The sequence below is a fragment of the Rathayibacter sp. VKM Ac-2762 genome, from assembly GCF_009866585.1.
Taxonomy (GTDB): Bacteria; Actinomycetota; Actinomycetes; order Actinomycetales; family Microbacteriaceae; genus Rathayibacter.
The window spans coordinates 402,801-424,519 of sequence record NZ_CP047419.1 but is presented as its reverse complement, the minus strand read 5'-3'; the positions used below and the strand labels follow the sequence as shown (position 1 = coordinate 424,519).

The window sequence follows — 21,719 nt, the reverse complement described above, 5'->3', positions numbered from 1 at the left end:
GTGGGCGGACCATGACCGAGCATCTCACCCCCGCGCTCGCGCGCCGCATCGCCCTGGCGGCGCAGGGGTTCGGCGTCCCCCGTCCCTCCCGGGTCGACGCGCGCCGGGTGCGCGCCGCCGTGGACCGGATCCGCCCGCTCCAGCTCGACTCGGTGAACGTCTTCGAGCGGAGCCACTACCTGCCGCTGCTCGCGCGGCTCGGCCCGTACGATCGCTCCCTCCTCGACGCAGCGGCCTTCTCCCCCGACGGCCCCTACGTCGAGTACTGGGCCCACGAGGCCGCCCTCGTCCGCCGCGAGGACCTCCCGCTCTACCGCTGGCGGATGGAGCACTACCGCCGGGTCCGCCTGCCCGAGCACGAGGGCTGGGCCCACGAGAACCGCGCCACCCTCGACTGGCTCCGCGCCGCGCTCGCCGACGGTCCCCTCCGCGCCTCCGAGATCGAGCACGAGGCCAACGTCCGCACGGGGCCCTGGTGGGGCTGGTCCGACATCAAGCGCGGCCTCGAGGTCCTGTTCCGCTGGGGCGAGGTGGTGACGGCGGGGCGCACGCGCTTCGAGCGCTCCTACGGTCTCGCCGAGCGGCTCCTCCCGAGCGCGGTGCTCGATGCCGACGTGCCCCTCCCCGACGCCGTCCGCGAGCTCGTGCGCCGGGCGGCCCGGGCCCATGGGATCGGCACCCTCGGCGACCTGGCCGATTACCACCGGCTGCTCCAGTCCCCCACGCGCGTCGCGATCGACGAGCTGGTCGAGGCGGGCGAGCTCGAGCGCGTCGAGGTGCGCGGCTGGGAGCGGGGCGGGCGACCCGTGCCGCTCTGGCGGCACGTCGATGCCCGACGCCCCCGCACGCTCCGGGCGGACGCGCTCCTCTCGCCGTTCGACCCCGTGGTCTGGCACCGGCCGAGAGCCGAGCTGTTCTTCGGCTTCCACTACCGGATCGAGATCTACACCCCGGCCGAGCAGCGGGTCCACGGCTACTACGTCCTCCCCGTGCTCCTCGACGACGTGATCGCTGCACGGGTCGACCTCAAGAGCGAGCGCAAGCGCCGGGTCCTCCTCGTGCAGGCCGCCTGGCTCGAGCCGGGGGCCCCGGCCGACACGCCGGAGCGGCTCGCCGCATTGCTGGTCGAGGCGGCGGACTGGCAGGGCCTCGACGCCGTCGAGGTCGTCGGTCGCGGCGACCTCGCGGCCGCCCTCGCCGCAGCACTGCGGAGGATCGCGTGAGCGCGCCCGGCGGCGTCCTGGCGCTGGCGCTGTCGGAGCGCTGCGTCGCCCGTCTGCTCGAGCGCGGGAGCGTCGTCGGGGTCGGCACGGGCGAGCTCGCCCACGCGGCCGGCGTCTCCCTCCGGACCTTCCACCGGTACCTCGGCGGGAAGGAGGACTGCGTGCGTCCGGTGCTCGCCGCCGCGATCGCCGCGATGGGACGCGCACTCCTCGAGCGCCCGGCCGCCGAGCCGCTGAACGCGGCGCTCGGTCACGCCTTCGCCGCGGCGGCCTCCGGTCCCCAGCTCGACCGCACCCTCCGGCTGATCCCCCTGCTCACCGAGACCTCGGCGATGCGCGCGGTCTGGGCGCAGTCGCTGCACGACGGCGAGGAGGCGCTGACGCCGTTCCTCGCGGAGCGGATGGGGCTCGGCCGCACGTCCCCGCACCGGGCGGCCGTCCTGGCCACCGTCGTCCTCGCCCTGGTCCGGCGGGCGCTGGTCGACGCGGCCGCGAGCGGCATCGACCCGGCGCCGGTCTTCGCCGAGTACCTGACGACCGTCGACGGCGGTCCGCTGGCGGCTCCGACCGGATGACGTCCCGTCCGGCGCGGTGGCGCGTGCCCCGCTGCCAGGGGCGGGATCCGGGCGGGCGGCGATCGTCGACGGGGCGTCGGCCGGATCGGCCTGCTAGAAGCGCGATCCCATCTCGGAGAGGCGGGCGACGCGGTCCGCGATCGGCGGGTGGGTCGCGAAGAGGCGCGCGACCACTCCCGGCTTCGACGGGTCGGCGATCCAGAGGTGCGCCATCGAGCTGTTCTGCCGCTGCATCGGCCGGCCCGCGGACTCGAGCTTGAGCAGGGCGCGGGCGAGGGCGTCGGGGTGGCGGGTCGTCAGCGCACCGGTGGCATCGGCGAGGTACTCGCGCTGGCGGGAGATCGAGAGCTGCACGACCGAGGCGACGATCGGCGCGAGGACCATCGACACCAGCCCGACGATCAGGAGCGCCGGGTTGCCCCCGCCGTTGCCGTTGCCGCCCCGCCCGAAGAAGGCCAGGCGGAGGAAGGCGTCCGAGAGGAAGCCCACCGCGACGACGAGACCGAAGACCATCATCGAGACGCGGATGTCGTAGTTGCGGACGTGGCCCAGCTCGTGGGCCATCACGCCCTCCAGCTCGGCGTCGTCCATGATCGCGAGCAGGCCCGTCGTCGCAGCCACGACGGCGTGCTCGGGGTCACGGCCGGTCGCGAACGCGTTCGGCGCCGGGTCGTCGATCAGGTACACCTTCGGCATCGGCGTGCCCGTCGCGATCGAGAGGTTCTCGACGATGCGGTAGAGCCTCGGCTCGTCCGCCTTCTCCACCGCCACGCCGCCGCTGAGCGCGACCGCCTGGCGAGCGGCGAAGAAGTACTGGAAGAACGCGTAAGCGGCGGCGATCACGAGCACCACCACGACGATCGTCGTGCTGCGGTAGACCGCTGCCGCCAGGGCGCCCAGGCCGCCGATGATCGCCAGGAACAGGACGAGGATCAGGACCGTGTTGCGCTTGTTGCGGGCGATCGCGCTGTACACGGCGGCTGCCTAGAACTGGACGCGCGGGGGCTCCGAGATCGCGGCGAGATCGCCGACCTCGAAGAACTCGCGCTCCGAGAAGCCGAGCCGACGCGAGAAGAGCGTGTTCGGGAAGACCTTCACCTTGGTGTTCATCTCGCGCACGCCGCCGTTGTAGAAGCGCCGGGCCGACTGGATCTTGTCCTCGGTGTCGACCAGCTCGCCCTGCAGCTGGAGGAAGTTCTGGCTCGCCTGCAGCTGGGGGTACGCCTCCGCGACCGCGAAGATCGACTTCAGCGCGCTCTGCATGTGGTCCTCGGCGACCGACGCCTCCGCCGGGCCCTGGGCCTGCAGCGTCTCGGCGCGAGCCTGCGTCACCGACTCGAAGACCTGGCGCTCGTGCGAGGCGTAGCCCTTCACGGAGTCGATCACGTTGGGGATCAGATCCGCGCGGCGCTTCAGCTGGACGGTGATGTCGCTCCACGCCTCGTCCACGCGGACGTTGAGGGTGACCAGCGAGTTGTACGTCGCCCAGAGGTAGACCCCGAGGATGACGACGAGCGCGACGACGACGATGAGCGGGACGAGCCATTCCATGCCGTCCAGTGTAGGGACGGCGCGCTCCCCGGCACCTGTCGATGAGGCGCATTCGCAGGGGCGGGTCGGCCCTACTTGAGGGTCTTCTGCAGCAGGACGGTGCTGAGCCAGCGCTCGAACTTGAAGCCGACGCGGCCCATCCGGCCGACCTCGACGAATCCGAACTGCGCGTGCATCGCCAGCGACGCCTCCGCGCCCTTGTCAGCGATGACGGCCATGATCTGACGGATCCCCACGGCCTTCGCGCGCTCGAGGAGCTCGGCCATCAGCGCCCGGCCGAGGCCCTTGCCGGTGGAGGCCGCCCGCAGGTAGATCGAGTTCTCCACGGTGAAGCGGTACGCCCGCTTGGAGGACCACGGCGACACCATCGCGTAGCCGAGGATCTGGCCCGACGGCGAGACGGCCACGATGAAGGGCAGCCCGAGCTTCTGGTTGCGGGAGAACTTCGTCCGCCACTCCTTCAGCGTCGAGTCGTCCTCGTCGAAGGTCACCACCGTGTTGCGCACGTAGTGGTTGTAGATCTCGCGGATGTCCGGGAGGTCGGCGTCGCGGGCGTCGCGGATCTCGAACGAGAAGCCGGGCTCGGGAGGCGGCGCCTTCCGCAGGTGCGGCGGCAGGACGCGCCGGCTCTCGTACTCTTCCTCAAGCATCCGGCTCCCCTTCGGCTCCGCCCATCGATCCGGGCCAGCGTAGCCGCCCCGCGGGCGAGCGCCCGGTCACGCGAGAGCGCTCCAGTCGACCGGCTCCGCGCCGCGCTCCTCCAGGAGGGCGTTGGCGCGGCTGAACGGCCGGGAGCCGAAGAAGCCGCGCGAGGCCGACAGCGGGCTGGGGTGCGCGCTCTCGATCACTCCGGCCTCCCCCAGCATCGGGCGGAGCGACGCGGCGTCGCGGCCCCAGAGGATCGCGACGAGAGGCGCGTCCCGGGCGGCCAGCGTGCGGATCGCGTGCTCGGTGACCGCCTCCCAGCCCTTCCCGCGGTGCGAGGCGGGAGAGCCGGGGGCGACGGTGAGGACCCGGTTGAGCAGCATCACGCCGCTCGAGGTCCAGCCGCTGAGGTCGCCGTGCTCGGGCGGCTCGACGCCGAGGTCGTCCCGGAGCTCGCGGTGGATGTTCTGCAGGCTCCTCGGCAGCGGGCGCACGTGGCGCTCGACCGCGAAGGACAGCCCGATCGGGTGCCCGGGCGTCGGGTACGGGTCCTGTCCGACGATGAGGACGCGCACGTCCGCGAGGGGTGCGGCGAAGGCGCGGAGCACGTCGCGGCCCGCGGGGAGGTAGGGCCGGCCGGCCGCGACCTCGCCGCGGAGGAAGTCGCCCATCGCGGCGATGTCCCCGGCGACGGGGGTGAGCGCCTCCGCCCAGCCCCTGTCGATCAGTCCCGAGGCCGCGAGCTCCGCGAGGTCCACCGGGTCAGCCCGCCGCGAGCGTCGCGACGACGACTCCGGCGTCGCTGCCGCTGACGCGCCACACCGAGCCGGCGCCGCCGACGCGGAGCGCGCCGGTGCCGACGATCAGCACGGTGGACTCGTCGAGCGCGACGCCGCCGTCGACCAGGCCCGCCTCGACGGCCGCGACCAGGCGGCCGAGGGTCCCCCACTGCGCCGCGTGCACGTCGACCGTCACGTCGATGAGACCGATGCCCTCGAGCACCGTGACCTCGTCGAGCTCCTCCGCCGCGCCCTCCGGGACGACGGCGACGCCGCCGATCCGGTGGCCGCCGACGAGGGCGCGGTCGGCCGCGACGGCGGCTCCCGCCGAGTAGCCGGCGTACGGCACTCCGGAGGAGACGAGATCGCGCAGCCGCGGGAAGCAGGCCTCGAGCGCGTCGCGGTAGGCCGGGGTCAGCCCTCCGCCGACGAAGATCCCGTCGACGTCGTCGAAGACCGCGGGATCGATCCGGCCGCCCTCCGGCTTCATCACGGCGAACGCGTCGAGCGGGCCGACCGTCGCGAGCAGTGCCGCGTAGCCGGCGTAGGCCTCCGGGCCGAGCCCGTCGTGGACGACGACGATCGCGATGTGCGGGCCCTCGATCCGGCCGGCGTCGACCGCGTGGGCGCGCGCCTCCGCGAGGAACGCCCCGTACAGCTGCTGGTCGTGCTCGACGCCGCCTCCGCCGCCGATCAGGTGGACGCTCACTCGTCGTCCTCGGCGAGGGCTCCGTCCACCGGGGGCAGAGCCGACCAGGGGAAGACGATCCAGCGCGGGGTGCGGCGCCAGAAGAAATCGGGCTCGAGCACCGTGCGCGGCTTCGTGTAGAGGGTCACGGTGCGCACCTCGGCACCCATCGCGCGGATGAGCTTCACCGAGAGGGCGAGGGTGTGGCCGGAGTCGGAGACGTCGTCGACCAGGAGGATGCGCTTGCCGCGCACGGACGCCTCGTCGAGCAGCGGCGGCAGCACCACGGGCTCCGCCAGGCGCGCCTCGACGCCGGTGTAGAACTCGACGTTCAGCGCGCCGCAGCTCTTGATGCCGAGCGCGTAGGCCACGGCGCCCGCGAGGAGCAGACCGCCGCGCGCGATGGCGACGACCAGCTCCGGCCGGTAGCCCGACGCGACCACGTCGTCGGCCAGGTGCCGAGCGGCGTCGCCGAACTCGAGCCAGCCGAGCACCTCCTTCTCCGTGGCGGCGAGGAGGGCGGCGGAGTCGTCGGCGTCGGAAACCATGAGGGACAGGCTAGGCCGTCGCGGGCCTCCGCGTCACATCGGTCAGGCGCGCGGGGCCAGGGGTCCCTTCGCGACCTTGTGCGGGGCCGCCTGCGCGACCGGCTTGATGGTCACCAGGTCGAGGTTGACGTGGGCGGGGAGCTCCACCGAGGAGACGATCGCAGCGGCGACGTCCTCCGCGACGAGCGGGTCGGGGACCTCGGCGTAGACCGCGTCGGCGCGCTCCCGGTCGCCGCCGAAGCGGACCAGCGAGAACTCGTCCGTGTGCACCATCCCCGGCGCGATCTCGATCACGCGGATCGGCTCGCCGGCCAGCTCGAGCCGCAGCACGGCGACCAGCGCGTGCGCGGCGTGCTTGGCGGCGTTGTACCCGCCTCCGCCCTCGTAGGCGACGTGGCCGGCGATCGAGGTGACCGTCACGATGTCCGCGGAGGTGCCGCTCCCCCGGATCCCGGCGCGCAGCAGCGGGAGCAGCGCGCTGGTCACGAGCTTCACCGAGAGCACGTTGATCTCGAACATGCGGCGCCAGTCCTCGGGGTCGGACCTCTCGACCGAGTCGAGTCCGAGCGCGCCGCCCGCGTTGTTCACGAGGGCGTGCACGGGCCCGGAGGAGGCGAGGTGGTCGCGCAGAGCGTCGACCTGGGCGGCGTCGGTGAGGTCGGCGGCGAAGTACCCGGCGCCGGTCTCCGCGGCGAGCGCCTCCAGCCGGTCGCGCCGGCGCGCGACGGCGACGACCTCCCAGCCGTGCTCGCGGAACAGGCGGACCGTGGCCGCCCCGATCCCTGAACTCGCTCCTGTCACGACAACGCGTCGATCCACGCCCGTCCCCTTCCGTCAAGCCTCGGACACCCTCGACTCCGTCGTCGCAGCCCAACGCTAGTCTGGCCGCGTGCCGCCCGCCGACCCGGTTCCCGCGACCGCCGGGACAGCCGTCACCCCGAAGCGCCGCGTACCCCTCTGGGACAACGCGCGCTTCGTCTGCGTGACCCTCGTCGTGATCGGGCACGGCGTCCAGCGGCTGACGGCCAACTCCGACACCTCGCTCATCGTCTACCTGACGATCTACGCCTTCCACATGCCGGCGTTCGCGATCATCTCGGGCTACTTCTCCAAGAGCGGCGCACCGAGCGGGCGCGCGATGCGGCGGGTGCTGACCGACATCCTCCTGCCCTACCTGATCATGGAGACGATCTGGACCCTGGTGCAGTTCCTGGTCGAGGGGAAGCAGGAGTTCAACCCGACGAAGCCGAGCTGGACGCTGTGGTTCCTGCTCGCGCTGGGCATCTTCCGCCTCGTCCTCCCCTACCTGGCGCTGCTGCGCTGGCCGCTGCTGATCAGCGTGGTGCTCGCGGTCGGGGTCAGCTACTACGACAACATCGACTCGACCTTCTCGCTCGCGCGCGCGATCGGGATCCTGCCGTTCTTCGTGTTCGGCTGGCGCCTGCGCGGCTTCGCCCCCGGCGGCCGCTCCGCCGTCGACCGCTGGCTCGATCAGCCGCCGTCGCGGGTGCTCCTCGCCCGGATCCTCGCCGTCGTCCTCTTCGCGGTCACGGCGGTCGTCATGACCGTCAACATCGAGGCGTTCCGAGCGGCGGACCTGCGCTACTGGTTCTTCTACGACCGCCCCTACGACGCCCTCGGCGAGACCCAGTGGTGGGCCGGGCTGGTGCGGCTGGCCCTGATGGCCGGAGCGGTCGTGCTCTCGCTCGCGCTCTTCGCGCTGGTTCCGCGCCGCCGCACCCCGCTCACCGCCTGGGGGCAGTCGACGATGTACGTCTACCTCCTCCACAGCTTCGTCCTCTATCCGCTGCGGGAGTCCGGGATCCTCTCGCGGACGGAGAGCACGCTCGCCCTCGTGCTGATGATCGTGTTCTGCATCGCGGTCTCGGTCGCGCTCTCACTGGGCTGGACCCGCACCGTCTTCCACCGGATGGTCGAGCCCCGCGCGGCCTGGCTCTTCGCCCCGGCGGCCGACGAGAGGCCCCGGCGCCCGGACCGCGCCGACCCCACGGGCGCCAAGCGCGACCGGCAGCCCGAGCGGCGCTGACGGCCGTTACCCCGTGTGTCGGCGGTCCTGGCCGCCCGGCGGGCCCCCGCGTACGCTCGTCGCGACGGAGAACGGCCCCGTCCCCGACCCCGACGATCCGATGGGAAGCACCATGACCGACTCCGAGAAGTGGCAGTTCGAGACCAAGCAGATCCACTCGGGCGCCGCGCCGGACCCGGTGACCAAGGCCCGCGCGACGCCGATCTACCAGACCACCTCCTACGTCTTCGACAACGCGGAGCACGCCCAGAACCTGTTCGCGCTGGCCGAGTTCGGGAACATCTACACCCGTATCCAGAACCCGACGCAGGCGGTCGTGGAGGAGCGGCTCACCGCCCTCGAGGGCGGCTCCGGCGCCCTGCTGCTCGCCTCGGGCCAGGCCGCCGAGACCGCGGCAGTGCTGAACATCGCCCAGGCCGGCGACCACATCGTCTCGTCGTCCTCGATCTACGGCGGCACCTACAACCTCTTCAAGTACACCCTCGCCAAGCTCGGCATCGAGACGACCTTCGTCGAGAACCAGGACGACCGCGAGGAGTGGCGCCGCGCCGTCCGCCCGAACACGAAGCTGTTCTTCGCCGAGACCGTCGGCAACCCCAAGATCAACATCCTCGACATCCGCACCGTGGCCGATGTCGCGCACGACGCCGGCGTGCCCCTGATCGTGGACAACACCATCGCGACGCCCTACCTGATCCGCCCCTTCGAGCACGGCGCGGACATCATCGTGCACTCGGCGACGAAGTTCCTCGGCGGCCACGGCACGGTCATCGGCGGAGCGATCGTCGACGGCGGCCGCTTCTCGTGGACCGCGAACGCCGAGCGCTTCCCCGGCCTCACCACGCCGGACGAGTCGTACCACGGCGCCGTCTACACCGCCGCGGTCGGCGACTCCCTCGCCTACATCATCAAGGCCCGCGTGCAGCTCCTGCGCGACCTCGGCGCCTCGATCGCCCCGGCGAGCGCCTGGCAGCTCATCCAGGGCATCGAGACCCTCTCGCTCCGGATCGAGCGCCACGTGCAGAACGCGCAGGAGATCGCGGAGTACCTCGAGAACCACTCCGACATCGCCTCGGTGAACTACTCGGGCCTGCCGACCTCGCCCTGGTACGCCGCGGCCAACCGCTACGCGCCGAAGGGCGTGGGCGCGGTGCTCTCATTCGAGCTCAAGGGCGGAGTGGACGCCGGCCGGGCCTTCGTCGACTCGCTGGAGCTGTTCTCGCACCTGGCCAACATCGGCGACGTCCGCTCGCTCGTCATCCACCCCGCGTCGACCACGCACTCGCAGCTCTCGCCCGAGCAGCAGCTGACCGCCGGCGTCACTCCGGGCCTGGTGCGCCTGTCGGTGGGACTCGAGAACGTCGACGACCTCCGCGCCGACCTCGACCAGGCCCTCCGCGCCGCGCGCGCCGTCGTCGAGGCCTCCCGCGCGAACGCCTGAGGCCCCTCGGCGCCCTGACGGGGTCCCCGTCCGCGGGGATCGCGTCGGGGCGCTCCGCGCGCGGGCGGAGGAGCGCGGGAGCAGGGCGTAACAAACGGCTCCGCCCCGCGGCGCTCTGACACGATGGACAGCGCTATGGACTGGCAGCAGACACTCGAGGACACGGTCCCGTCGGCGTTCGTCACCGAGCGCCAGCTCCTCTCGGTCATCGGCAAGCCGCCCGCCACCGGAGCCTGGCGCGACGGCGACCACCCTGGCGGACGCCGCTTCGTCGACCTCGGCCCGTTCGACTTCGAGGCGGGCGGCCGCCTCCCCCACGCCCGCATCGCCTACGAGAGCTGGGGCGCTCTGAACGAGCGCCGCGACAACGCCGTCCTCGTCCTGCACGCGCTGACCGGCGACTCCCACCTGCTCGGCCGCGGCGATCCCGGCCACGCGACGGACGGCTGGTGGTCGGGACTCGTCGGCCCCGGCCTCGTGATCGACACCGACCGCTTCTTCGTGGTCGCCCCGAACATGCTCGGCGGCTGCCAGGGCTCCAGCGGTCCCGCGTCCCTCGCCCCCGACGGCCACGAGTGGGGCGCACGGTTCCCGTACACGAGCATCCGCGACCAGGTGCGGGCACAGGTGCAGTTCAGCGACCTGCTCGGCGTCGAGCGCTGGCACACCGTCATCGGCGGCTCGATGGGCGGGATGCAGGCGCTGGAGTGGGGGATCGACCACGCGGAGCGGGTCGCGCGCCTCGCGGTTCTGGCCGCTCCCCCGCGGGCCACGGCCGACCAGATCGCCCTCAACTTCGTGCAGCTCGAGGCGATCCGCAACGACGCGGCCTTCGCGGGCGGCTCCTACTACGACGCCGGCGACGGCCAGGGCCCGTACCACGGCCTCGCGCTCGCCCGCCGGATGGCACTGCTCAACTACCGCAGCCCCTCCGAGCTCAACGACCGCTTCGAGCGCAGCTGGCAGTCGGGGCTCAGCCCGCTCGGCGGCGGCGGCCGCTTCGCCGTGGAGTCGTACCTCGACTTCCACGGCAACAAGTTCACGCGCCGCTTCGACGCGAACAGCTACATCACGCTCGTCGAGGCGATGAACTCGCACGACGTCGGCCGCGGCCGGGGCGGCGAGGCGGCCGCCCTCTCCCGGATCACCAGCCCGACCCTCGTCCTCGGCATCGACAGCGACCGGCTCTTCCCGGTCGAGGGCCAGCGGATCATCGCGGCGCACGCTCCCGGCGCCCTCGACGGCGGAGAGGTCGCGGTGATCACCTCGACGTTCGGCCACGACGGGTTCCTCATCGAGGACGACGCGGTCGGCGCGCACCTCGCCCGGCTGCTGGCGCATCCCGCGACGGCCTGACCCGCCCGACCCCGGCGCGGTTCGACGCCCCGAACCGCTCCGACCGGCCCGGGCAGTGGCTATCGTGAGACGGGGGCCAGCCCCGCGCCACGACCGGAGGGGGCCAGAGCGTGCCGATGATCCGCAGCGCCCGCGAGCGCGACCGGCTGCTGCGCCACTCCGCCTGCGGGATCGGCCTGCTCACGGAAGCGGGGGCGCTCGGCATGGCCCTCATCCCCGGAACGCTCCAGCCCGCCGCCGTGCCGTTCGCCGTCGCGCTGCTCCTGGGCATGATGGCCGCCCACGTCGAGCTCGCCCGGACGGGGCGCCGCAGCCGCGTGATCACGGTCGCCGTCGGCGGCCTGCTGCTGGGCTGGGGCCTCGCCCTGGGGCTCGCTCCGGGCGCCGACTTCGCCGGGTTCGTCCTGGTCAACACCGCGAACGCCGTGACCGCGAGCATCGCCGTGGTCGTGACGACGTCCGCGCGCCGCCTGCTCCTGCTGCTGCCGGTGCTCCTCCCGAGCCTGATCCCGTCGGTGCTCGTCTCGAGCGGCACCATGATCCCCACCGTGGTCGTCCAGAGCCTGCTGCCCTGGGGCACGCTCTGCGGCTTCGCCCTCTGGATCGGCACAGCGGTCCCGCGGGTGGTGCGGCGGATCGACAGCATCGGCAACGCGCACCGTGTGGAGCGCCTCGCCAGCGAGACGGAGGCGCAGCGCCGGCAGGGCGCGCGGCTCCTGCACGACACGGTGCTGGCCACCCTCACGCTCCTCGCGCACTCGGGCCGCGGAGTGTCGGTCGACGCGCTCCGGCAGCAGGCGGCGCAGGACGCGCAGCTCCTGCGCCAGCTCCGGCTCGGCGGGACCCCCACCCCGAGCGCGTCCGGCTCCTACCAGCTGACCAGCGTCACCTCCGCCCCCGCGGCCAACACCCTCGAGACCGTCCGCAACCGCTTCGGCCGGATGGGGCTCGACGTGATCTGGCACGGCTCCGGCCAGGTGGCGCTCACCGGCGCGGCCCTCGACTCCTTCGTGCTCGCCCTGGCGGAGTGCCTCGAGAACGTGCGCCGCCACTCCGGCGTCGCCTCGGCCGACGTGACGATCACCGAGGACGAGACGACCGTCCGCGCGATGGTCACGGACGCGGGCGCGGGCTTCGACATCGCGACCGTCCCCGACACGAAGCTCGGCTTCAAGGAGTCGGTGATCGCCCGGCTCGGCGACGTCGGCGGCCGCACCAGACTGTTCAGCGCCCCCGGATCGGGGACGACCGTGGTGCTGGAGGTCCCCAAGTGAGCCCCGGGCCGGAGTCGCGGGCCCCGCTGCTGGGACGCGTGCCCGCGACGCACGGCCGCTCCTCCCGGTCCGCCCGCTCGGTCCGCCGCCAGCAGGAGGGGCTCGGCACCAACTACCTCGGCAGCGGCCTCAACGGCATCGCCGCCGCGATCCTCGCCTACGAGCTGCTGATCTTCCTCTCGACCTCCGCCCGCTACAGCGACCTCGCACCCGCGGCGATCGCCTGGGTCCTCGTCGTCCTGGCCTTCGGGTCCACCGTCCTCGCGATCCACCTCGGCGGACGCCGCCTGCCGCTCCCGGTCTACCTCTGCTTCCTCGTCGCCCTCGGAGCCGCCGTCGTGCTCGACCTGGTGGCCGTGACCGACTCCGGCGCGGCCCGCACCGTCCCCACCGCCGCGGTCGCGGGCGCCGTCGCGCACGCCGCGCTGATCGTCCACCGGCGCGGGGTCGAGATCCTCGCGGTGAGCGCCCTCGTCGCGATCGCCGAGGTGATCGCGTTCCTCTCGATGGAGTCGGGCGGCGCGGGCGCGCTCTCGGTGCGCATCAGCGCCCTCGTGGTGACGATCGCGCCGGCCGTCGTCGTGGTCGTGATGATGCGCGGGTTCCGCCGGATGGTCCAGCTCGAGATCGACCGCGCCCTCGTGCAGAGCACCACGCTCGGCCCGCGCTACGCGGTCGGGATGCTCGCCTCGGAGGAGCTCGCACGGCTCGACCTCGCCGCCGAGCGCCTCCTCGCCGAGGTGGGCGACGGCTCGGTCCGCCTGCCCCTCGACGCTCAGCGCGCCGCGCACGCGACCTCACTCGCCACCCAGCTCCGCCTCCACCTCATCGAGGGGCGGCGCGAGACCTGGCTGCACCACGCCGTGCTCGAGTCCGAGCTGCTCGCGCCGCTCGTCGAGCTCGACGACCCGGACGGCACCGCCGGACTCCTCGGGCACCAGCAGCGCGACGGGCTCCTCTCGGCGATCTGGCTGATCGCCGACAGCGCGACCGGGCTCGCCGTGGTCCTCCACGTCGAGTCGGGCAGCCCCCGCGATCCCGGAGCCGGGACGGCCGCCCGAGGACTGCTCGTGCCGATCACGCTCCGCTCCTCAGGCGCGCCCTTGCGCGGCGTCGATCCTGCGACGTGGGAGGCTATCGCTCAGGTCGGCGTCTTCCGCGACATCTCGCGCGACGGGGAGCTCCGGATCGAGATCGACTGCCTGGTCGAGAATCCCGCCGACCGGTGAGCAGCCGCCGAGAGACCGCCGACGACCGCCGACCGAAGGACACCGATGACACCCACCGCTGACGCGAAGATCACTCTCGCGGTCGTGGACGACCACAAGATGCTCCTCGGGGCGCTCACGGAGTGGATCCGCGGAGCCGCCTCCGACATCCAGCTGGTGGCCGCGGTCGCCTCCTGGCCCGAGCTGCTCACGCACCCCGAGTTCCCCGTCGACGTCGTCCTCCTCGACCTCGACCTCAAGGACAACATCCCGATCTCGGTGAAGCTCTCGACCCTCAAGACCACCGGGGTGAAGACCGTGCTGATGAGCACCTACTCCGAGCCCGCCGTGGTCCGCGAGGCGCTCGCCTCCGGAGCCCTCGGCTACCTGGTGAAGACCGAGGACGCGGACATGATCGTCGAGGCGATCCGCGCGGCCAAGGACGGCCACTCCTACATCTCGCACGAGCTCGACATGGCGCTCTCCACCGGCGACTCCGACGGAGCGCCGAAGCTCAGCGCGCAGGAGCGCCGAGTGATGGCCCTCTACGGCGGCGGCGAGCCGGTGAAGTCGGTCGCGTTCGAGCTGGGCATCTCGGAGGAGACGGCGAAGTCGTACCTCAAGCGGATCCGCGAGAAGTACCGCGTCGTCGGCATCGACGTCGGCACGAAGGTGGCGCTCCGCAAGCGCGCCATCCACGACGGGATCCTCATCGAGACGGACTGAGTCCTCTTCCGCGGCGGTCCCCGCCCGCCGCGGCGCGGTCGGCTTCACGACGGGGTGCGTTCCCCAGAGCGGGGTGCGTCGCCCGGCATCGATCCGCTGGCACGCGGATCGCTGTCGGCGGGCTCCACGAAGGCGCGGCGGTCCCCGCCCGCCGCGGCGCGGTCGGCTTCACGACGTGGTGCGTTCCGCAGAGCGGGGTGCGTCGCCCGGCATCGATCCGCCGGCACGCAGATCGCTGTCGGCGGGCTCCACCTCGTCGAGCGGCGGCCACCTGCTCCTGCGATCGAGCAGGGCGGGCGTGCCCGAGTCGTGCCGGTCGAGTCGCCGTGGGACGCGGCGCATCGAGACCCACCAGGCACGGACAACGGGTCGATGCTGGTCGAGATGCCGCGGGACGCGGGGCATCGAGAACCACCGGACCGGACTACCCGTGCTCCTGCGGGCCAGCGTCAGGGGGCCAGGACGGCGACCGTCATGCCGGGCGTGGCGGCGGGGGCGTCCATCGCGACGAGGGCGGCGGGCAGGTCCTCGAAGGCGATGATGCGGCCGACGGAGTCGGCGGGGCGCAGACGGCCGGCGACGACGTCGTCGAGGAGGGCCGTGTAGCCGCTCCGGGCGATGCCGTGGCTGCCCAGCAGCTCCAGCTCCTGGGCGATGACCCGGCCGAGCGGGATCGCCGGTGCCGCGTCGGGCCCGAGGAGCAGACCCACCTGCACGTGCCGGCCCCGCGGACGCAGGGCGGCGATCGACGCCTCCGCCGTGACGCTGCTTCCGACGGCGTCGATCGCCAGATGCGCCCCTCCTCCGGTCGCCGCCCGGATCGCCTCGGCGGCACCCTCGCCTCCGGGGACGGTCACCGCCCCGAGCGCGGCCGCGGCCTCCCGCGCCGGGGCGGAGACGTCCGACGCCACCACGCGGGCCCCGGCCGCGAGCGCGACGATCACCGCGGAGAGGCCGACTCCGCCGCAGCCCAGCACCGCGACCCACTCCCCCGGGGCGACCCGGCCGCGCTCGTGCAGGGCGTGGTACGCGGTCCCGAAGCGGCAGCCGAGACCGGCCGCCTCGACGAAGCCGACGGAGTCGGGCAGGCGCACCAGGTTCAGATCCGCACCCGGCACGGCCACCGCCTCGGCGAACGACCCGTCGAGGGTGAATCCCGGCTGCTGCTGCCGGAGGCACACCTGCGTCGCCCCCTCCCGGCACTGCTCGCAGTCGCCGCAGGCGAACACGAACGGCGCTGTGACCCGGTCACCGACCGCGAAGAGCGACACCTGGGCTCCCGTCGCGATCACCGTCCCGGCGAACTCGTGCCCGGGGATCTGCGGCAGGACGACCGAGTCGTCGTGCCCCTTCCACGCGTGCCAGTCGCTCCGGCACACCCCGGTCGCCGCGACGCGGACGACGACGCCGTCGACGGGGCAGACGGGCTCCGGGACCTCGACGATCGCGGGGAGGGCGGAGAAGGACGAGTAGCTCACGGCGCGCATGCCGAGAGTCTTCCAGAGGCCCGGGCCGCGCTCTGCTTACAGCGCGTCGACCGGGATGCCGCCGGTGCCCGGCTGGGCGGGCTCGCGGTGGACCGGGTAGACCGTGCCTCGGGCGCGGTCGATCGCGATACTGCCGAAGGCGAGCACGATTCCGGCCGCGGTCAGGCCCACGCCGACCCAGATGGGCGACAGGTAGCCCAGTCCGGCGGCGATCGTCAGGCCGCCGAGCGCGGCACCCACCGAGTTGCCGATGTTGAGGGCGGAGTGGTTGAGCGCGGCCGCGATCGTCTGGCTGTCGCGCGCCACGTCCATCAGCCGGGTCTGGATCGCGGGCGACGCGGCCGCCGAGAAGCCCGCCGAGAGGAACGCGAACACCACCAGCCCGACGACCGACGAGGCCGACAGCGCGAGTCCGATCAGCGAGACGCCGACGCCGGCGAAGAACACCACCAGCGCCCGCCGCACGTCGCGGTCGGCGGCCCACCCGCCGACGAGGTTGCCGACGGTCATCCCGAGGCCGATGACGACCAGGATCCACGGGACCGCGCCGAGCGGCAGGCCCGTCACCTCGGTCGCGAGCGGCGAGATGTAGCTGTACATCGCGAAGAGTCCGCCGAAGCCGATGGCGCCGACGAGGAGGGTCATCCAGACCTGCAGGCGCCCGAACGCCCGCAGCTCGTTGCGGACGGTCGCCGCCGGATTCCCGGGCTGCGCGGGCACCAGCAGCTGGACGGCCACGACGGTCAGCGCGAAGAGCACCGCGACCACGAGGTAGGCGCTGCGCCAGCCGGCCACCTGCCCGACCCAGGTGATCGCGGGCACGCCGACGACGTTCGCGATCGTGAGCCCGGAGAGGACGAACGCGACTCCCTTGCCGCGCTTGCCGGGACCCATCAGGTCGGCGGCGACCAGGGAGGCGATGCCGAAGTAGGCGCCGTGCGGGAGCGCGGCGACGAAGCGCGCGGCGAGGACGAGCGGGAAGCTCGGGAGCAGCGCCGAGCCGATCGTCCCGACGGTGAAGGCGACGAGGAGGGTCAGGAGGAGCCTCTTGCGCGGCCAGCGCGCCGCTGCGGCGGCGATGGTGGGGGCGCCGACCACGACACCGAGCGCGTAGGCCGAGATCAGCATCCCCGCCTGCGAGACGGCCTGCTCCTGGCTCGCGGCCCAGACCCCGGGGAGGAGGTCGGCGGCGAGCTGCGGGAGGAGCCCCATCGCGACGAACTCGGTCGAGCCGATGCCGAAGCCCCCCATCGCGAGGGCGAGCAGGGCGAGGCGGGTCCGAGCGGGCGAGAGCGTCACCGGTCAAGGCTACTCAGGATCGGGCGGATGTCGAATCGATTCGAGAAAGCCCGGACACGAGAGGTCTCGGCGCGGACCCGCTACTCCCCCAGCGCGTCGTTCAGCCGGGCGATCTTGCCGTCGATCTCGCCCGAGTAGCCGGAGCGGATGTCCGCCTTCAGGACGAGCGACACGCGCGTCCCGAACGCTCCGACGGCCTCCGTCGCGCGCTTGACGACGTCGAAGACCTCGTCCCACTCCCCCTCGATCTCGGTGAACATCGAGGTCGTCCGCGACGGCAGGCCGCTCTCGCGGACGATGCGGACGGCGGCGGCGACGGCGTCGTGGACGGACGCGTCGGGCGCCTCGCCCCCGGACGGTGCGACCGAGAATGCGACGAGCATGGGAGCCTCCTTGACTGCGCGCACCGCGTGCCGGCCCCGCGCCCTCCGAGCCTACGAGCCCTGGGGCGCCAGGCGGGTCTCGCCGGTCAGCGACGACGCGGAAGTCGTGGCGCCGGGTGCGACGACCCGCGCCGTCCCCATCCTCCACAGCTCGCGCAGCAGCCAGCCGAGCAGCACCACGAGGAGGATGTTCCGCACGGTCAGCACGAGCACCATCCACCAGTGCGACCAGAGGAGGAAGAGGTAGAGGTACGGGTAGACCACCTGGGTCAGAGCCGCAGTGACGAGGGTCAGCTTCGCGGGCCGGTCGAACGCGCCGTCGCGGCACGCGATCAGCCCGGCGATCACCGGCGGCGCGAGCCAGACGATGTACTGCGGCGAGAGCACCTTGTTGGTGTCGATGAACACGACCACGAAGGTCAGCGCGAGCAGCGGGAACAGCCTCGCGGGGTCCGCCCGGCGGGCGAGAGCACGGGCACCCAGCAGGGCCACGCCGAGCATGGCCAGAGCGAGCAGCGGGGTCATCAGGCTCGCCGCGAACTCGGTGCCGGGCCCGTGCATCTCGAAGGTGTTGATGTCGGCGGCGTAGTAGACGTAGCTCCCCGATCCCGGGAGGACCGACAGCCACATCCAGGGAGTGCTCACGACGGCCTCGATCTGGAGGCCCCGATCGGTCTGGTCGGTGACGAAGCTGAAGACCTGGTCCCCGCCGCCGACGAGGACGACCGCGAGCACGATGAGCACGGAGGCGACCGCGGGGACGAGGATCATCCGCAGCCGTCCGCGCAGGACCAGCACGGCAGCGGCGAGGATCGCGGCCGGCCACACCTTGATCCAGGTGGCCACGGTCAGCAGCAGCGCCGCGACGCCCGGACGGGTCGCCGCCCAGAGCATCCCGGCGATGGCCGGCGGCGCGGTGAAGGCGTCGATGCGGCCGATCGCGATCGGCCCGAGGAGGACGAGGAACAGCAGCCACCAGCGCGCCCCGGCGAGGCGCGGTGCCGACCGGCCGCGCAGCAGCAGGGCGAAGGCGGCGGCGTCGGCGAGCGCGACGAGGACGAGCCACATCAGGTCGTAGCCCGCCGAGCCGAAGAGCCAGGAGGCGGCGATCGGGCCCCAGGCGAGGATCGGGTAGACCCAGCCCGTGTCGATCCCGGCGATGCCGCCGCCCTCGACGGCGGTCCTCATCCACTCCTTGTAGACGATGCTGACGTCGCCCATCGGCAGACCCGGAGCGAACAGCGCCAGGAGGGAGAGCACCACGTGCACCAGCGCGAAGGCGCCCCAGAGCACGGCGACGGAGTCGCGGTTCTCGCGCAGCCGGGCGAGGGGGCGGGAGGACGCTCGAGGAGGGGAGGACGGCACCGCGTCATTGTAGAGGGGCCGCTGAACGGGACCCTGGCAGCACCTGAGCCCGCCTGGGAGCGCCGCTCCCGCCGGGCATCGGTTGCCCGGCGGCGTCGGTCGCCGCCGGGCGTCAGCAGACGGCGTCGCGACCCGATGAACTCAGTAGCCGGCGAACGCGTCGGTGCGGACCCGCTTCGCCCCGGCACCGCGCAGGGCGCCGCGGACCGAGTCGACGAACGACGGCGACCCGGAGACGTAGCCCACGCGGCGGCCGGCGTCCGGCACCGCGTCCGCGAGCAGCTCGGCGGTCAGTCGGCCTGTGACGTGCGACCACCGTGCGGGCAGGTCGGTCGGCGCCTCCTTCGAGCAGAGCACGACCCGGGCCCCCGACTCCTGCAGCAGGTCGCGGTACGCGACCTCGGCGAGGCTCGGCGCGGCGACCACGACGACGACGTCGCGCCGCGGACCGTCCGCGAGCGAGCGGAGCTGACTGGCGAACGGGGTGATCCCGATGCCGCCCGCCACAAGCAGCAGCGGCACGGCGGGATCGGCCGGCAGGACGAAGTCACCGCCGACGCTCGTCGCCCGGAGCGAGTCGCCGGGCTCCAGCGCGGCGAGGGCGCGCTTGAAGCTGCTCGCCTTCTCCGGCATCCGCAGGGCGATCGCGATCTCGCCGTCGGACGGAGCGGAGGAGACCGAGAAGGTGCGCCGGCTGCCCCGGCTGTCGGCGCGGTGCGGCAGGTCGAGCTCGAGCCACTGGCCCGGCTCGAAGGTCAGCGGCGAGCGGGAGCGGAAGCGGTACTCCGCGATGCCCGGCGCCAGCACGCGGGTCGAGGCGAGCTCGAGCGTGTGCCGCCGACGCTGGCGGAACGCGAAGGCGAACGCGAGGGCGTTGCCGACCACGAGGCCCAGCTCCGGAGTGGCGGAGACGACGCCGATGTGGAAGGGGACGCTCGCCACGAGCGCTGCGACGACCGCGATGATCAGCTGCTGCGAGCGGCGCGGCGCGAGCGTGAGCGGCTCCGTCAGCATGAAGGCGCCGGCGAAGACGAAGGGGTAGGCCGTGAGGACCAGAGCCGCCGCGGCGCCGAGGTCCTGGCCGTTCTGCACCGCCTGCTGCACGGACACCCCGCCGGCGACGACGACGAAGACGGCGAAGACGGCCCAGCGGCGGACCCGCGCGACGATCAGGAGGGAACCCACGACGACGAACGGCCAGATCGCGCCACTGGCGATCCACCAGGCTCCGGCGTTGAGCCCGGTGAAGCCGATGATCAGCACGGCGACCGCGGCCGGGTTGAAGAGGTGGCGGCCCCGCCAGGCCAGGACGTACTTGGACGCGGCGGCGATCGCGCCGACGAGCGCGATCACGGCGAGCCCGCGAGGATCGGCCGTCGGGAAGAGCAGGCAGGCGATCAGCAGACCGGTGACGAGCGAGGACTCCAGGTGCGCGCGGCTGCGGAACAGCCGCGCGAGGACCGCGCTGACCAGGGCCGTCGAGGCGACGGCGACGAGCGTCGTGCCGAGGATCTCGAGCGGCGTCGAGAAGATCAGGCCGGCTGCGGCGTAGCCGACGGCGACGAGCAGGAGCGCGGCGAGCGTCATCCAGACCAGCCGGTAGGTGGTGACGCGGCCGAGGGCGCGGTCGAGGGTGCCGATCATCGGAAGACCTCTCCGGGGAAGGAAGGCGAGTAGTGGAGGGTGCCGTCGCTGCGGACGCGGACGAACTCGAAGTCGAAGCGCTCGGCGAGGGCCTCGGGCGGACAGACGAACAGCGCGGTCGCGAGCCCGTCGGCGACGAGGGCCGTGTCGGCCACCGCCCAGGCGGCGACGATGCTCTCGACCGGAGCTCCGGTCCGCCCGTCGAGGACGTGGTGGAGGCCGCTGCCCCAGGCGCGGCGGTTGCTCGCCGAGCCGCAGAGCGCGCGGTCGCCGGGCACCGCCACTCCCAGTGCGCTGCTCGGGTCCCACGGGTGCTCGAGGCCGACCCGGACGGGTCCGGCTCCGATGCCCCGGAGGTCGCCGCTCGCGTCGACGACGGCGGGCCCGACTCCGTCGAGCTCCTCGAGGACGAGGTCGACGAGCTGGCCCTTGCCCGCGGCGCCGACGTCGACGACGGTCCCGGGCTCGACCCGCAGTCCCGCCGCCCCGCGTCGGGCGGCGGCCCAGGAGGGAGCGGGGACGGCGGGTCCGCGCGGGACGAGGGTGTACGCGGAGTCGTAGCCGAGCTGCTCGAGAGAGCCGCCGACGAAGGGGGTGACCGCCCCGCCGGTCAGCTCGTCGAGCACGTCGTACAGTGCGAAGAGGTCGGCCGCCTCGTCGGGGAAGACGTGCTCGCCTCCGACCCGCAGCTGCGAGACGGCGGAGTCGTCACGGAACCGCGACCAGGTGCGGTCGTACTCCGCGATGCGCGCCTCGACCCGCGAGCGGTGGGAGGGCTCGAGCGGCTCGGCGGTGTCGATCTGCCAGCCGGTGCCGATCGCGTCGAACCGCCACGCGTGGCCGAGGACCGTCGAGGCGTCAGGCCGTGGCATCGGCCTTGATGGTCTCGACGGCGTCGTTGAAGCCGCCGGAGGTGAGGGAGGACCCCGACACCTTGGAGACCTTCAGCTCGTCGAGCTGCTTGCCGACGACCTCGCCCGCGATGCCGCCCGCGAAGCGCGACTGGTACTGCTGGCCGGTGGGGTTCTCCGACTCCGGGGTCACGGTCACGTCGGTGACGACGCCGTCGGCGAGGGTCAGCGAGACGCCCACCTTCTCGTTCCCTCCGGGCGAGGTGTAGGCGCCCTCGGCCTCGTAGGTGCCGTCGGCGTAGCTGCTGCCGCTCGCGGCGGAGGACGCGGCGCCGGTGGCCTCGGGGGCGGAGCTGGTGGCGGTGCTCGGAGCGGTGGTGGTCGCCGCGTCGGCGGCGTCGCTCCCGGTCGTGGTGGTGCTGGAGCAGGCGGCGAGCGCGGCGAGGGTGCCGGCGCCGGCGAGGAGGGTCAGGGCGTAGCGGGCGGGAGTCGTGGTCTTCGCGGTCATGTCTGTTCTCCTGGTCAAGGCGGACGCGGCGGATCCGACGGTAGAGGTGCTCACTTCGAGCACCCGATGAGGCGGCGGTGCGGAGCCGGTGAGCCGGGCCGCGGGCGTCGCTTCCTCCAGG

Annotated in this window: 22 protein-coding genes; 8 read left to right on the top strand and 14 right to left on the bottom strand. The window is 73.2% G+C overall.

Features of this window, described 5'->3' with window-relative positions; all coding sequences use genetic code 11:
• Positions 1-11: 11 nt before the first annotated feature.
• Together GTU71_RS02065 and GTU71_RS02060 are read left to right on the top strand one after the other, a co-directional pair.
• Positions 12-1,223, top strand: a complete 1,212-nt coding sequence (locus GTU71_RS02065) for a crosslink repair DNA glycosylase YcaQ family protein (protein WP_159939194.1) — start codon at positions 12-14, stop codon at positions 1,221-1,223.
• Positions 1,220-1,798 carry a TetR/AcrR family transcriptional regulator gene (locus tag GTU71_RS02060; protein WP_104224435.1) on the top strand — a complete coding sequence of 193 codons (579 nt, stop codon included), beginning with the start codon at positions 1,220-1,222 and terminating at the stop codon, positions 1,796-1,798. Before GTU71_RS02065 ends, GTU71_RS02060 begins: the two co-directional genes overlap by 4 nt.
• Positions 1,799-1,891: 93 nt before the next feature.
• Here the strand turns inward: GTU71_RS02060 and GTU71_RS02055 are convergent, their stop codons facing one another.
• The 7 genes from GTU71_RS02055 to GTU71_RS02025 all read right to left on the bottom strand — a co-directional run bounded on the left by GTU71_RS02055 (position 1,892) and on the right by GTU71_RS02025 (position 6,828).
• Complete coding sequence (locus tag GTU71_RS02055; RefSeq protein WP_159939193.1) at positions 1,892-2,773, bottom strand: M48 family metallopeptidase; 882 nt, start codon at positions 2,771-2,773, stop codon at positions 1,892-1,894.
• A 9-nt stretch (positions 2,774-2,782) separates the two neighbouring features.
• On the bottom strand, positions 2,783-3,349 hold the full coding sequence (locus GTU71_RS02050) for a LemA family protein (protein WP_104225511.1): 567 nt from the start codon (positions 3,347-3,349) through the stop codon (positions 2,783-2,785).
• Between the two features lie 71 nt (positions 3,350-3,420).
• Positions 3,421-3,999, bottom strand: coding sequence for a GNAT family N-acetyltransferase (locus GTU71_RS02045; RefSeq protein ID WP_104224438.1), 579 nt, complete (start codon positions 3,997-3,999; stop codon positions 3,421-3,423).
• 66 nt (positions 4,000-4,065) lie between these two features.
• The gene (locus tag GTU71_RS02040; protein ID WP_104225510.1) at positions 4,066-4,752 is read right to left on the bottom strand and encodes a uracil-DNA glycosylase; all 687 of its coding nucleotides are present in this window, start codon (positions 4,750-4,752) and stop codon (positions 4,066-4,068) included.
• A 4-nt stretch (positions 4,753-4,756) separates the two neighbouring features.
• On the bottom strand, positions 4,757-5,482 hold the full coding sequence (locus tag GTU71_RS02035; protein WP_159939192.1) for a peptidase S51: 726 nt from the start codon (positions 5,480-5,482) through the stop codon (positions 4,757-4,759).
• Positions 5,479-6,009 carry a phosphoribosyltransferase gene (locus GTU71_RS02030; RefSeq protein WP_104224441.1) on the bottom strand — a complete coding sequence of 177 codons (531 nt, stop codon included), beginning with the start codon at positions 6,007-6,009 and terminating at the stop codon, positions 5,479-5,481. Before GTU71_RS02030 ends, GTU71_RS02035 begins: the two co-directional genes overlap by 4 nt.
• Positions 6,010-6,051: 42 nt before the next feature.
• The gene (locus tag GTU71_RS02025; RefSeq protein WP_244230607.1) at positions 6,052-6,828 is read right to left on the bottom strand and encodes an SDR family NAD(P)-dependent oxidoreductase; all 777 of its coding nucleotides are present in this window, start codon (positions 6,826-6,828) and stop codon (positions 6,052-6,054) included.
• Positions 6,829-6,898: 70 nt separating this feature from the next.
• On the opposite strand from GTU71_RS02025, the gene GTU71_RS02020 reads away from it, so the two are divergent.
• The 6 genes from GTU71_RS02020 (at position 6,899) to GTU71_RS01995 (ending at position 14,061) form a co-directional block, all read left to right on the top strand.
• Complete coding sequence (locus tag GTU71_RS02020) at positions 6,899-8,056, top strand: acyltransferase family protein (RefSeq protein ID WP_159939191.1); 1,158 nt, start codon at positions 6,899-6,901, stop codon at positions 8,054-8,056.
• 112 nt (positions 8,057-8,168) lie between these two features.
• Positions 8,169-9,497 carry a bifunctional o-acetylhomoserine/o-acetylserine sulfhydrylase gene (locus GTU71_RS02015; protein WP_104225507.1) on the top strand — a complete coding sequence of 443 codons (1,329 nt, stop codon included), beginning with the start codon at positions 8,169-8,171 and terminating at the stop codon, positions 9,495-9,497.
• Between the two features lie 135 nt (positions 9,498-9,632).
• Positions 9,633-10,853, top strand: coding sequence for a homoserine O-acetyltransferase (locus GTU71_RS02010; RefSeq protein WP_104232776.1), 1,221 nt, complete (start codon positions 9,633-9,635; stop codon positions 10,851-10,853).
• A 116-nt stretch (positions 10,854-10,969) separates the two neighbouring features.
• Positions 10,970-12,127 (top strand): histidine kinase, encoded by a 1,158-nt coding sequence (locus tag GTU71_RS02005; protein WP_104339645.1) that lies wholly within the window; start codon positions 10,970-10,972, stop codon positions 12,125-12,127.
• Between the two features lie 38 nt (positions 12,128-12,165).
• Positions 12,166-13,356, top strand: a complete 1,191-nt coding sequence (locus GTU71_RS02000) for a hypothetical protein (RefSeq protein ID WP_159939190.1) — start codon at positions 12,166-12,168, stop codon at positions 13,354-13,356.
• A 45-nt stretch (positions 13,357-13,401) separates the two neighbouring features.
• Entirely contained in the window at positions 13,402-14,061 is a 660-nt protein-coding gene (locus GTU71_RS01995) for a response regulator (protein WP_104224447.1), read from the top strand.
• 449 nt (positions 14,062-14,510) lie between these two features.
• Here the strand turns inward: GTU71_RS01995 and GTU71_RS01990 are convergent, their stop codons facing one another.
• The 7 genes from GTU71_RS01990 to GTU71_RS01960 all read right to left on the bottom strand — a co-directional run bounded on the left by GTU71_RS01990 (position 14,511) and on the right by GTU71_RS01960 (position 21,598).
• Complete coding sequence (locus GTU71_RS01990) at positions 14,511-15,548, bottom strand: alcohol dehydrogenase catalytic domain-containing protein (protein WP_159939189.1); 1,038 nt, start codon at positions 15,546-15,548, stop codon at positions 14,511-14,513.
• Between the two features lie 36 nt (positions 15,549-15,584).
• The gene (locus GTU71_RS01985) at positions 15,585-16,799 is read right to left on the bottom strand and encodes an MFS transporter (RefSeq protein ID WP_104246745.1); all 1,215 of its coding nucleotides are present in this window, start codon (positions 16,797-16,799) and stop codon (positions 15,585-15,587) included.
• 128 nt (positions 16,800-16,927) lie between these two features.
• Positions 16,928-17,230 (bottom strand): thiamine-binding protein, encoded by a 303-nt coding sequence (locus tag GTU71_RS01980; protein WP_159939188.1) that lies wholly within the window; start codon positions 17,228-17,230, stop codon positions 16,928-16,930.
• A gap of 51 nt (positions 17,231-17,281) precedes the next feature.
• Positions 17,282-18,595: a glycosyltransferase 87 family protein gene (locus tag GTU71_RS01975; protein ID WP_159939187.1), complete on the bottom strand. Its 1,314-nt coding sequence runs from the start codon at positions 18,593-18,595 to the stop codon at positions 17,282-17,284.
• Positions 18,596-18,736: 141 nt separating this feature from the next.
• Positions 18,737-20,239, bottom strand: a complete 1,503-nt coding sequence (locus GTU71_RS01970; protein WP_159939186.1) for an oxidoreductase — start codon at positions 20,237-20,239, stop codon at positions 18,737-18,739.
• On the bottom strand, positions 20,236-21,111 hold the full coding sequence (locus GTU71_RS01965; RefSeq protein WP_159939185.1) for an FAD:protein FMN transferase: 876 nt from the start codon (positions 21,109-21,111) through the stop codon (positions 20,236-20,238). Before GTU71_RS01965 ends, GTU71_RS01970 begins: the two co-directional genes overlap by 4 nt.
• Entirely contained in the window at positions 21,098-21,598 is a 501-nt protein-coding gene (locus tag GTU71_RS01960) for an FMN-binding protein (RefSeq protein WP_104224453.1), read from the bottom strand. The genes GTU71_RS01965 and GTU71_RS01960 overlap by 14 nt, the downstream gene beginning before the upstream one ends.
• Positions 21,599-21,719: the final 121 nt, after the last annotated feature.